Below are 13,055 nucleotides of genomic sequence, written 5' to 3' on the forward strand. Positions count from 1 at the left end.
TACGAAAATCAATAATTTATTTAAATTAATTAAAAACTTATCAAACTTTCAACTATATGTCTGTCAAAAGAACATTCGATTTTGCTCATAAGGCTCTAAATCAATATCCTAAAAATGATGCGTTGGTCACCAAAAAGAACGGAGAATGGAGAAAAACATCCACCTTAGAGTTTATTAACCAAGCAAACAAAATTTCGCGAGGACTACTAAAGCTAGGCATTAAGCCTGGTGACAAAATAGGATTGATAACTTCCACCAATCGTACAGAATGGAGCATCCTGGATTTGGGAATTTCCCAAATTGGCGCCATCAGCGTTCCTGTCTATCCAACAATTTCGGAGGAAGATTACGTTTATATTTTTAATAATGCAGAAATTAAATATTGTTTCGTTTCTGATGCTGAACTATATAAAAAAATAAAAATTGTGAAGCCAGAAGTCTCCTCATTGGCTGGCGTTTTTTGTTTTGACGATGTTGATGCCGCTCCCAATTGGAAAGAAATTCTGGATCTTGGTGAAGATGATGCCACACAAGAAGAAGTTAATGATTTGTCAAAAGGCATTCAGGAAGATGACGTGGTAACTTTGATCTATACTTCAGGAACCACAGGCCGACCAAAAGGTGTGATGCTGACCCATAAAAATATTGTTTCAAACGTATTAGGAAGCGATTCCAGAATTCCGCGGGATAAAAGTATTAATTACAAAGACCTTCGCGCACTGAGCTTCCTCCCAATCTGTCATATTTTCGAAAGAATGGTTTATTATATTTTCATTAATAATGGTATTTCTGTTTATTATGCGGAAAGCATCGAAAAAATTGGTGAAAATGTCAAAGAAGTAAAACCTCATTATATGACTGTAGTTCCGCGTTTGGTAGAAAAAGTTTATGACTCTATTTATAATAAAGGAACAGCTGCTGGAGGTTTAAAATCAAAAATATTCCTTTGGTCTATTTCCATTGCTGAAAAATACAACTTACAAGCGCCAAAATCTTTCGCACATATTATCGTGGATAAACTGGTTTTTAAAAAATGGAGAGAAGGTTTGGGCGGTAATTTAATAACATTAGTTTCGGGATCTGCCGCGCTTTCGTCCAGACTTAACAGAATGTTTCAAGCTGCAGGAATTCCAGTTTTGGAAGGTTATGGTTTAACAGAAACCTCGCCTGTAATTTCGGTAAATAGTTTCGAAAAAATGAGACTAGGCTCTGTGGGAGTTCCATTAGAAAACGTCACTGTCAAAATCGCTGCAGACGGCGAAATTATAGTAAAAGGACCTTCTGTCTTTAATGGTTATTATCAAGATGAGGAAAAAACCAAAGAAGCTTTTACCGAAGACGGCTATTTCAAAACTGGAGATATTGGACATATCGACGACGATGGATTCTTGTTTATTACCGATCGTAAAAAAGAAATGTTCAAAACTTCGGGAGGGAAATTTATCGCGCCTCAGGTCATTGAGAACCATGCAAAAGCTTCAAAGTTTATAGAACAAATTATGGTGGTCGGCGAAGGCGAAAAAATGCCAACAGCTTTGATACAGCCAGATTTCAATTTTGCGCAAAATTGGGCCAAACTTAAAAATATCACCATCGGCACAACACCAGAAGAAATTGCTAATAGTCCAGAATTAAAAGCTCGTATTTTGCAAGAAATGGAAACTTTAAATAAAAAACTGGGCAAATGGGAACAAATCAAAAAAATTGAATTGACACCAAAAGTTTGGAGTATTGATGATGGTCTATTGACGCCAACACTCAAATTAAAAAGAAAAGCGATAAAAGAAGCCTTCAACGATTTGTACGAAAGATTATACGACAGAAAATAAAATTAATTTTCTTCAACCTAAAAGAGGCTGTCTCAAAAGATAAACCAATGCTCTGAGAATCTTCTAAATGACAAAAGTTGTCAAACAGGAGTCCGAGAGAGGGGGTACTTTTGAAACAGCCTCTTTATTTTTTTGAAAAAATTGATAATCCTTATATTTGCATCCAACCTTTGTTACAAACAACATGACATTAACTCGAATTTTCGACATACCCTATATAACATTAAAAAAATACGCCAAACCCGATTACATCAATGACAAAATTGATGGCAGTTGGCGACATTACAGCACCGCAGAATTCATAGCAAAAAGCGACCAATTCTCGCGTGGACTAATAAAATTGGGACTAAAAAAGGGCGATAAAATAAGCTTAATAACCTCAACCAACAGAACCGAATGGTGTGTTATCGACCAAGCGGCCTTGCAATTAGGAATTATCACAGTTCCTATCTACCCTTCTATTTCTCAAGCAGATTGTGTGTATAATCTGGGAGATTCGGATTGTTTTTATTGTTTCGTTTCCGATGAAAAACTTTACAACAAAATTGATGAAATACGTAAAGATCTTCCATTATTAAAAGACATCTATACTTTTGACAAAGTTAAAAACGCTAAAAGCTGGAACGAGATTTTAGACTTAGGAAAAGATGAAAGCTCACAAGCAGATTTAGAGCAAATTAAAAAAGAAATTTACCCCGAAGATTTGGTGTCAATCATTTACACTTCTGGCACGACAGGAACACCGAAAGGCGTTATGCTGACACACAACAATATCGTACAAGATATGATTGGCTGCGAAGATAGAATTCCGCGTCGAGAAGGTGATGACAGCCGTGCGCTGAGCTTTTTGCCGATGTGTCACGTTTTTGAAAGAATGATTTTCTACCTTTTCACCTACAATGGTTTTGCAATCTATTTTGCCGAAAGCACCGATAAACTTAGTGAAAATCTTCAAGAGGTGAAACCACATTATATGACCGTTGTGCCGCGGGTTATTGAGAAAGTTTATGATTCTATTTACAAAAAAGGAACCGAAGCTGGCGGCATCAAAAAAAGAATTTTCTTATGGTCTTTAAAAATTGCTGAAAATTACAAACTAGGAACGCCGAAAACTTTTTGGCACCATATCGCCGACAAATTGGTGTTCTCAAAATGGCGTGCTGGTATTGGTGGCAATATTCTAACTTTGGTATCTGGCTCTGCTCCACTTTCAAAAAGATTGAACATCATGTTCCAAGCAGCGAGAATCCCCATCCAGGAAGGCTATGGCTTAACCGAAACATCGCCAGTGATTTCTGTTAACAGCTTTGAATTTATGAAAATCGGATCTATTGGAAAACCACTTTTCAATGTCGATGTTAAAATTGCAGAAGATGGCGAAATCTGTGTAAAAGGTCCAACGGTTACGCAAGGTTATTACAAAAATCCAGAATTAAGCGCACAAGCTTTTGATGCTGAAGCTTATTTTAAAACAGGCGACATTGGTATTATTGACAAAGATGGTTTCTTATTTATCACCGATAGAAAGAAGGAAATGTTCAAAACGTCGGGAGGAAAATATGTTGCGCCTCAAGTTATTGAAAATCTTGCCAAAGCCTCTCTGTTTATAGAACAAATTATGGTGGTTGGTGAAGGCGAAAAAATGCCGACTGCTTTGGTGCAACCCGATTTCGAATATGCTAAACAATGGGCCAAAGAAACCAACATCAACATCGGAACAACACCTGCGGAAATTGCAAAAAATCCAGTACTAAAAGCTGCCATCGAAAAAGAAATAATTAACCTCAACAAAAATCTTGGCAACTGGGAACAAATCAAAAAAATAGAACTAACACCCGAGATTTGGACCGAAGACAACGGCATGTTAACGCCAACGTTGAAGCTAAAACGAAAAACGATAAAAGAACATTTTATCAAACTTTACAACAAACTTTACGATAGATAACAAACAAAAAGAGCTTCATTTTGGAAGCTCTTTTTTATTTTAAAAGTTCAAAATCAAAAACTTATTTCAAAAGATTTTTCAAAGCAGAATCTAGATTTGGGTACTTGAATTTAAAACCTTGTTTTTCAATTTTATCAACCGAGACGCGACTGCCTTTTAGAATTAAATTTGACATTTCTCCGAACATTAATTTTAACATAACAGCGGGGACTTTTGGAAAGACAATTTTCTTTTCCAAAATTTTGGCAATCGTCTTTACAAATCCTTTATTGTTTACAAATTCTGGCGTTGCAGCATTGTAAGCTCCTTCCATCGCCGTATCCCCCAAAGCTTTTTGATACATAGCCACCATATCATCGATATGTATCCACGGCATCCATTGTTTTCCAGAACCAAGTGCAGAGCCAACATTTTTTTCTATCGGTTCTTTTAATTCCTGCAACAATCCGCCATTATTTGACAACACACCCGATGTTCGCAAAACGACCACTCTATTTGACACCGTTTTAAACTCATCAGCTTTGGCCTCCCAAGCCTGACAAACTTTTCCTAAAAAATCTTGTGCTGGCGAATCGTTTTCAGTGAAAATTTTATCCGAAGTTACTGCACCATAATAGCCAATGGCTGAAGCCGAGACAAAAACCTGAAGTTGTTGCTGACGTTTTTTTAATTCGGTTAAAAGAAAATCGGCGGCATTAACGCGACTTTCCAAAATCAAATTTTTAAATTTCTTCGTCCAGCGGACCGCAATGGGACTTCCTGCGAGATGGACAATGGCTTCCACGCCGTCCAAAGCAGATTCTTCAAGATATTTTTTTTCGTAATCCCAAAGGAAAGCTTGGTAAGGGTTTTTTTCTTTTTCGTTATCATCGCGAACCAAAACAGAAACCTCATGATTCTCCGCAGTTAATCGTTCGCACAAAGCTCTTCCGATAAGTCCTGTAGCGCCAGTTATTAGAATTTTCATTTTTATTAAATCTTAAAGCAAACGGATTTTATCGTCTTCGATTTCAATTTTTTTATCTTTATAAAGACCGCCAATCGCTTTTTTGAAGTTCTTTTTACTCATTTGCAATTCGGATTTTATGTCTTCTGGCGAAGATTTATCCGATAGATAAATTAATCCGTAATTGTCATTCAGTTTGTCCAAAATAATTTGTTTGTACTCATCAATATTTTCAAAACCTTCTGGTTGAAGTGACACGTCTATCTTACCATCTTCGCGTATTGCTTTGATATAACCGCCTTCCGTGGAAAGTGGATAAAGCTTTTTGTAAACATCGGAAGCATAGATCAGTCCGATGTATTTTTTGTTGACAATAACATTCCAGCCCAGTTCGGATTCGCCCACCATCAAAAGATCTACTTTATCTCCTTTTTGGAAAGGAAGATCGGTGTATTGTGGATTTCTTTTAAACTTGGTCGTTCCTGTGATTCTTCCAGAAAACTCATCAATATAAACATAAACAATGTAGCGTTTCGCTTCTTGGATTTTCCCTTTTTGTTGTTTGTAAGGCACAAAAAGATCTTTAATAATTCCCCAATCCATAAAAGCGCCGCTAGGAAGACTTTGTACGCAACTCATCACCGCAAATTCGTCCACTTCACATAAAGGTGTTTCGGTTGTCGCTTTTAATTTGTCATCATCTTGATACACAAAGACGTCAACATCTTGATCAACTTCTAAAGTCGAGTTAACTAGAATCTTAGATAAAAAGGCTTTCTCACCTAATTCATCTATCAAAATGTAACCTGAGTTATTAACTTCTGAAACCTTTAGCGTCTGGAATTTTCCTACTTGCATTGTAAATATTTGTTACAAAATTAAGCAAAATAAAAACATCCGCCTTATAGACGGATGTTGTGTTTCTAAAACTTGTTTTTAAACGTAAATCCTAGCATAAACCAACGGCCTGGCATTGGCACAAGACTCGTTTCGGTATATTCAGCATTTGTAATATTGTTGACTAAAAGATAAATATTAAGCTTATCAGTCTGATAGTTTAACTTCGCATCAAGAAGATTATAACTTCCCAAAGCGATTCTCTCATTGTAACGATAGACAACTTCTGTCCCGAATCGCCAATATTTTGCATGCAACTTTGCATTGAATTGATGACGAAGATTATCTAAAACGTATTTCGAAAACGCTTGATCTTCACGATTAATTTTGTTATCCAGATAAGTATAACCTACTGACAGACTGTTAACTATCCAATTAAATTTTTGAGCAATTTCGGTTTCAAAACCAAGTGTTTTTATATTGCTAATATTTTCGGCACGCCAGATGGCAGCCAAAGAATCTTTTGTCCAGTCAATGGCGTTATCCGTATTTCTACCGAAACCACTTACTTTCAATAGAGAATTTGCGCGTTGATATTGATAGCCAATTTCATAATTCCATGCATTTTCTGGTTTTAAGTTAGGATTTCCAGTTTCGGTTTTACTAACATAATAAAGATCTGTATAAGTAGGGATTCGATTGGTTTTAGCAAGATTCCCGTAGATTTTGCTGTGGTCATCAAGATTATATCCAACATCTAAACCTGGATAAAAAAAGTTGCCAGTCCCTGGATAATTCGCCCAACTTACACCTGGGATAATGTTAAGTTTTTGATCTAGCAAACTAATCTGATGCTCAAAGAAAACTTGCGTGATAAAACGCTCTCTTTCGCCAAGATTATTACTACGAAGCGCTTCGTTACGGAAATCGACTCCCAAACCAGATTTACCCAAACTTGACACAAAGGACGTATTCAACTCACCGCCAATATTGTTACCAATATGCATATTACGATAGATTTCGGGCTTAACACGGTTAAACAAATACATATCTTGTCCTCTTCTCCAATACACATTGGCGTTGACTCCAAAATTTCCAAAAGACTGATCGTAAGACGCACTCACCAAGGACGTTTGTGTCTCTTCGTATTGATCTTTGGCTAATGGTGACGAATAAAATCCATTTGCACCAAATTTTTTCTCAGTAAAACCTGCTTGCATTTTGAAGTTGGCATCTTTAATTTTGAACTGATTTTGATACCAAATATTTTGTACATCCGAGTCTGTGTTAAAACGGTAACCGGCAGATTCTGCTTTACCAACTTGAATAAAATTTCCGAAATTTTCGTTTCCAAAATCGGCAGAAGCACCAAGAGACCAAGTTTTGAAATCCCCACCTGCAGCATTAATTTGATAAACATTGTCTTTACCAACATTGGTAATAATATTAATAACACCTCCGTAAGCATTCTGTCCAAAACGTCTAGCAGCAGGGCCTTTTATAATCTCAACGCGATCGATACTCGCCATATCAAAAGGAAGGTTAAACGTGTTATGTCCCGTTTGTGCATCATTCATTTTGATACCATTTATCAGAACCAAAACCTGCTCGAAAGAGCTACCGCGAATACTAAGATCTGTTTGTACATCATTCATCCCACGGCGACGCAAATCCATCCCAGTGAAATATTGTAGCAAATCAGCAACGCTTCGTGCTGGTGATTCTTGAATTTGTTTTTTAGAAATTATCGTAATATTTTCCGGAACTTTAGTAATTGGGGTTGAAAAAAACTTTCCTTTTACCACAACTTCTTCTATGTCTTGCTGTTGTGCCGAAAAAAATGCACAAGACAACGCAAAACCTGATAACAAAAGCTTTTTCATAGTTTTTTACAATTTTACGGGGGCAAAGCTATGCAATTAATAAAAAAATCAACAACAAAAAACAACCTATTTTAAGATTAAGTTAATTTTTTACTTTAAATAAATATTTTAGAAATAAAAAATACTAATCAAATATTTAAAAACAAAAAAATATAATCAATCAACATCATCCTTTATTAATATATTGATAGAAAAACGAAACAATTTTATTCATAAAAAATTGTTATTTTTTAAGCTATCATTTGAGCAGTAATTTATTTCACTGCTCTTCTCCTTTAAGAATCTGTCTAAAATTTAAGACAAAAATTTCCAAACGATTTCTAAATAAACATTAACAAAATAACTAGCTGAAAAAAACGCAATTTTTCGTAATTTTGTGGGTCTTAAATTTGATATGGCTACAACTGCAGAAATCGATATAAAAAAACAACTTTTTGTTAAAAACGCACATCTTAACAACCTGAAACACATTGATGTTTTAATACCAAAAAACAAACTCATTGTGATAACAGGCGTTTCGGGAAGTGGAAAATCTTCGCTAGCTTTCGACACGATCTATGCGGAAGGGCAACGTCGTTATGTTGAAAGTTTGAGCTCGTATGCACGTCAGTTTTTAGGAAAATTAGAAAAACCGAAAGTTGACGATATCAAAGGTCTTGCGCCATCTATCGCCATTCAGCAAAAAGTTATCTCGTCAAATCCCCGATCAACCGTTGGGACATCAACAGAAATTTATGATTATCTTAAACTTTTGTATGCGCGGGTGGGTCATACTTTTTCACCTATTTCTGGAGAAGAAGTCAAAAAAGACAGCGTTTCGGATGTTATCGATTTTATAAAATCTGCGAAAAAAGACAGCAGTTTTATTTTATTAGCACCTTTAGATTATAAAGTAGAAGATTTTTCTGAGCAACTTAAAACCCTGAAAGTTTCTGGCTTTACAAGATTGGAAATTGGTGGTAACGTAGCAAGTATAGAGGATTTAGAAAGCTTTGGCTTTGCACCAGAAATAGGTACCCAAATCAATTTGGTCATCGACCGGTTCAGTTATGAAGAGGACGAAAACTTTTTGCAACGTTTGGCAGACTCGATCCAGATGGCTTTCTATGAAGGTCACGGTTATTGTAGCTTAAAAAATAGTGATACCAATGACATCCGCGAATTTTCTAATAAATTTGAGTTAGACGGCATTGTTTTTAACGAGCCGAATGTTCATTATTTCAGTTTTAATAATCCTTATGGCGCTTGTCCAACATGCGAAGGCTACGGCAAGATTATCGGTATCGATGAAGATTTGGTAGTTCCTAACAAAAAACTTTCCGTTTTTGAAGATGGCATAGCACCGTGGAAAGGCGAAACGATGAGCGAGTGGAAAAAATCCTTCATTAAAAAAGCTAAAGATTTCCCTATTCATAAACCTTATCACGAATTAACGAAGGAGCAAAAACAATATTTGTGGCGTGGCGATAAGTCCGCAAGTTTTCCGAGCATTGATAATTTTTTCAAAATGCTGGAAGAAAATTTGTACAAAATCCAATACCGCGTGATGTTGTCGCGCTACCGTGGAAAAACCACCTGTCCAAACTGCGAAGGTTTGCGATTGCGCGAGGAAACTTCTTGGGTAAAAATAGATGGCTATAATATTCAGTCATTGATAGAATTGCCTTTGGATGAGCTTTTGCCATTAATCGAAAATTTTAAACTTTCCGATTATGATGCTGAAGTTGCAAAACGCTTGTTATATGAAATCAAATCAAGAATCGGTTTTTTACTGAAAGTTGGCCTTGGCTATTTAACACTTAACAGAACCTCCAACACACTTTCTGGCGGAGAAAGTCAAAGGATAAATTTGGCTACCAGCTTGGGAAGTTCGTTGGTTGGATCAATATATATTTTGGACGAACCAAGTATTGGACTACATTCTCGCGATACCGAAAATCTTATTGAAGTCTTAAAAAGTTTGCGCGATTTGGGCAACACCGTTATTGTTGTAGAACATGATGAGGATGTGATGCGTACCGCAGATTACATTATTGATATTGGTCCAGAAGCAGGATATTTGGGTGGCGAATTGGTATTTTCTGGAAATTATAAAGATTTGAAAAAAGCCAATACCTTAACCTCAAAATATCTTAATAATGAACTCCGAATTGAAGTTCCCAAAAAACGAAGAATTCCTAAAGAATTTATTAAAATAAAAGGTGCTCGACAAAACAATCTCAAAAATATTGATGTTGATGTTCCGTTAGAAGTTTTGACCGTTGTTACGGGCGTTTCTGGAAGTGGCAAATCCACTTTGATGAAGGAAATATTAACCAATGCCGTACAAATTCAACTCGGGATGGGAGGCAAAAAAGCCGATTATGACAGTGTCGAATTTCCGAAAAAACTAATCAAAAACATCGAACTGATTGACCAAAATCCTATTGGAAAATCCTCCCGATCCAATCCTGTAACCTATCTTAAAGCTTATGACGATATTCGGGATTTGTTTTCGAAACAAAAATCTGCCAAATTATTAGGTTTAAAACCGAAACATTTCTCTTTTAATGTAGATGGCGGTCGTTGTGACGAATGCAAAGGCGAAGGGGTCATCACCGTGTCGATGCAGTTTATGGCGGATATTGAGTTAGAATGTGAACATTGCCACGGCACACGTTTTAAAAATGAAATCCTTGAGGTTAAAGTTGACGAAAAAAACATTTCGGATATCCTGAAAATGACGGTTGACGAAGCTCTAGCTTTCTTCACCGATTTGCAAGAAAATAAAATCGTTCAAAAGTTAAAACCTTTACAAGAAGTTGGTTTGGGTTATTTGCAATTGGGGCAATCCTCTTCCACCCTTTCTGGTGGCGAGGCGCAACGTGTAAAGCTGGCATCATTTTTAGTAAAAGGTGTCACCACGGACAAAACTTTATTTGTGTTTGACGAACCTTCTACAGGCTTGCATTTCCATGATATTAACAAATTGATGACTTCCCTACAAGCTTTAATAGAATTGGGCCATTCGGTGATTGTCATTGAACATCAACCCGACATTATCAAATGTGCCGATTATATTATCGACATTGGACCAAATGCTGGAAAATACGGTGGAGATGTTGTTTTTACAGGAACACCAGAAGATTTGGCAAAGAATAAAAATTCAGCAACTGCAAAATATATTGCCGAAAAACTAAAATAAAAATAAAAAGAGGCTGTCTCAAAAGTCCCCCATCTCTCTGACTCCTATCTGACAACTTTTGTCATTTAAAAGATTCTTAGAGCATTGGTTTACCTTTTGAGACAGCTTTTTTTTATTGTTAATTATTAAAAATATTTTAAGCTAAAACATCTTGTAAATTTGGATTTTTATTGAAAGTTGCTTTTGCAAAAGGACAAAGTGGAATCACTTTTATATGATTCGCTCTCGCGTAGTCTACCACTGCCAAAAGTAGATTTTTCCCAACACCCATACCATTGTAGGATTCTTCTACCCCCGTATGATCGATAATAAATTTGTCGGTTCCTGCCCATGTGTAAGTCATTTCACCTGCATGGCGATCATCGATGAAAGCTTCGAACATTCCGTTTTTTTCGTTGTTTTGTTGTCTAATTTCCATTACATTTTTATTTAAATTCTGTATTAATAATAACTGAGTTTTCCAAAATTTTGTGAACAGGACATGCATTTGCGATATGTTGAAAACGCTTCATTTGTTCTTCGGGAATATCAGTTTTCGAAAACCGAATACTTCTATTGAAAATGCTTTTACTTTTGTCTGCATCGTCAAGCAAAGTAACATCCACAACAATTTCTCCAACATCCCAAGCTTTTCTTTCGGTGTACATTTTAAGCGTGATTGCGGTACAACTTGCTAGAGAAGCTGCCAAAAATTCTGTTGGTTTTGGTGCCACATCTTTTCCGCCTTTATCAATAGGTTCATCGACTAGAAATTCATGACGTTCGGTTTTTATTTTTGTTAAATAAAGTTCTTTACTAATATGTGCTGATACATTAACATCCATTTTGTTTCTTTTTACAATAATACACCAAATTCTTAAAAGTTAAATTGATGTGAGATAATAATTATCAGCTTTCTGTGGTCGAAAATATTAATAAAAGTTTCGTTGGCAAAGCCGTCGAAATCAAAAAAATCACACAAAAAATCATATTTCTATAACTCAAAGAATAATTGTATTTTTGCAAAACTTTAATAACTAAAAATATACCCAAAAATATGGATACAACAACACAATATGTTCCTTACAAAGTAAAAGATATTTCTTTGGCGGAATGGGGAAGAAAAGAAATTACTCTAGCTGAAGCTGAAATGCCAGGATTAATGGCTATCCGTGAAGAGTACGGACCATCTCAACCGCTTAAAGGTGCTAGAATTGCTGGATGTCTTCACATGACGATTCAAACTGCTGTTCTTATTGAAACGTTGGTAGCTCTTGGCGCTGAAGTTACTTGGTCTTCTTGTAACATTTTCTCAACTCAAGATCACGCTGCTGCGGCTATTGCTGCTGCTGGAATCCCAGTTTATGCTTGGAAAGGTCTTAATGAAGAGGAATTCGATTGGTGTATTGAGCAAACTTTATTCTTTGGTGAAGACAGAAAACCGTTGAACATGATTTTGGATGATGGTGGAGATTTAACGAACATGGTTTTTGATAGATATCCAGAATTTACAAAAGATATTAAAGGACTTTCTGAAGAAACAACGACAGGTGTTCACAGATTGTACGAAAGAATGAAAAACGGAACTTTGGTGATGCCTGCAATCAACGTAAACGATTCAGTGACTAAGTCAAAATTCGATAACAAATACGGTTGTAAAGAATCTGCTGTAGATGCGGTAAGAAGAGCCACTGACGTGATGTTGGCTGGTAAAAGAGTGGTTGTTTGTGGTTATGGAGACGTGGGTAAAGGTACTGCAGCCTCTTTCCGAGGAGCTGGTTCTATTGTTACCGTTACAGAAATCGACCCAATTTGTGCATTACAAGCTGCAATGGACGGTTACGAAGTAAAAAGATTAGATACTGTGGTTGATAACGCAGATATCATCATTACTACAACTGGTAACTTCAACATCGTAAGAGGTGAGCATTTCAAGAAAATGAAAGATAAAGCTATCGTTTGTAACATCGGTCACTTCGATAACGAAATCGATATGGCTTGGTTAAATGCAAACTATGGCGCTACAAAAACAGAAGTTAAACCACAAGTTGACATTTATACTGTTGATGGCAAAGAAATCATCATCTTGGCTGAAGGTCGTTTAGTAAACTTAGGTTGTGCGACTGGTCACCCATCTTTCGTGATGTCTAACTCTTTCTCTAACCAAACTTTGGCTCAGATTGAATTGTGGAACAACGCTGCAAACTACAAAAACGAAGTGTATATGTTGCCAAAACATTTAGATGAAAAAGTAGCAGCTCTTCACTTGAAGAAATTAAGTGTTGAATTGGAAACTCTTTCTCCTGCACAAGCTGATTATATTGGTATTCCAGTTGAAGGACCTTTCAAACCAGAATATTACAGATACTAAGATTACATCTTAATCTATATAAAAACGCTTCTCAAAATTGAGGAGCGTTTTTTTGTTTATATTTTAAAATATTGAATTAAA

9 protein-coding genes are annotated in these 13,055 nt (G+C 36.1%); 4 read left to right on the forward strand and 5 right to left on the reverse strand.

Annotated features, from left to right (window positions below):
- Positions 1-56 precede the first annotated feature (56 nt).
- Both G6R40_RS04855 and G6R40_RS04860 read left to right on the forward strand, forming a co-directional pair.
- Positions 57-1,829 carry an AMP-dependent synthetase/ligase gene (locus G6R40_RS04855; protein ID WP_165132304.1) on the forward strand — a complete coding sequence of 591 codons (1,773 nt, stop codon included), beginning with the start codon at positions 57-59 and terminating at the stop codon, positions 1,827-1,829.
- A gap of 184 nt (positions 1,830-2,013) precedes the next feature.
- On the forward strand, positions 2,014-3,774 hold the full coding sequence (locus G6R40_RS04860) for an AMP-dependent synthetase/ligase (RefSeq protein ID WP_165132307.1): 1,761 nt from the start codon (positions 2,014-2,016) through the stop codon (positions 3,772-3,774).
- A 61-nt stretch (positions 3,775-3,835) separates the two neighbouring features.
- On the opposite strand, the gene G6R40_RS04865 is transcribed toward G6R40_RS04860, so the two are convergent.
- The 3 genes from G6R40_RS04865 to G6R40_RS04875 form a co-directional block, all read right to left on the reverse strand.
- Positions 3,836-4,741 carry a TIGR01777 family oxidoreductase gene (locus G6R40_RS04865; RefSeq protein ID WP_165132310.1) on the reverse strand — a complete coding sequence of 302 codons (906 nt, stop codon included), beginning with the start codon at positions 4,739-4,741 and terminating at the stop codon, positions 3,836-3,838.
- A gap of 12 nt (positions 4,742-4,753) precedes the next feature.
- Positions 4,754-5,578 carry a S1 RNA-binding domain-containing protein gene (locus G6R40_RS04870; protein ID WP_165132313.1) on the reverse strand — a complete coding sequence of 275 codons (825 nt, stop codon included), beginning with the start codon at positions 5,576-5,578 and terminating at the stop codon, positions 4,754-4,756.
- A gap of 65 nt (positions 5,579-5,643) precedes the next feature.
- A complete protein-coding gene (locus tag G6R40_RS04875; protein WP_165132316.1) occupies positions 5,644-7,440 on the reverse strand; it encodes a TonB-dependent receptor plug domain-containing protein in 1,797 nt (598 codons plus the stop codon).
- A gap of 394 nt (positions 7,441-7,834) precedes the next feature.
- Between G6R40_RS04875 and uvrA the strand changes: the two genes are divergently transcribed.
- Positions 7,835-10,624 carry an excinuclease ABC subunit UvrA gene (gene uvrA / locus G6R40_RS04880; protein ID WP_165132319.1) on the forward strand — a complete coding sequence of 930 codons (2,790 nt, stop codon included), beginning with the start codon at positions 7,835-7,837 and terminating at the stop codon, positions 10,622-10,624.
- A gap of 136 nt (positions 10,625-10,760) precedes the next feature.
- On the opposite strand, the gene G6R40_RS04885 is transcribed toward uvrA, so the two are convergent.
- Together G6R40_RS04885 and G6R40_RS04890 are read right to left on the reverse strand one after the other, a co-directional pair.
- The gene (locus tag G6R40_RS04885; protein WP_165132322.1) at positions 10,761-11,042 is read right to left on the reverse strand and encodes a GNAT family N-acetyltransferase; all 282 of its coding nucleotides are present in this window, start codon (positions 11,040-11,042) and stop codon (positions 10,761-10,763) included.
- Positions 11,043-11,049: 7 nt separating this feature from the next.
- Complete coding sequence (locus G6R40_RS04890) at positions 11,050-11,448, reverse strand: OsmC family protein (protein ID WP_165132325.1); 399 nt, start codon at positions 11,446-11,448, stop codon at positions 11,050-11,052.
- Between the two features lie 212 nt (positions 11,449-11,660).
- Here G6R40_RS04890 and ahcY point away from each other — a divergent pair, with 212 nt between their 5' ends.
- Positions 11,661-12,974, forward strand: a complete 1,314-nt coding sequence (ahcY, locus tag G6R40_RS04895) for an adenosylhomocysteinase (protein WP_165132328.1) — start codon at positions 11,661-11,663, stop codon at positions 12,972-12,974.
- Positions 12,975-13,055 lie beyond the last annotated feature (81 nt).

The organism is Chryseobacterium sp. POL2, assembly GCF_011058315.1.
Classification (GTDB): Bacteria; Bacteroidota; Bacteroidia; order Flavobacteriales; family Weeksellaceae; genus Soonwooa.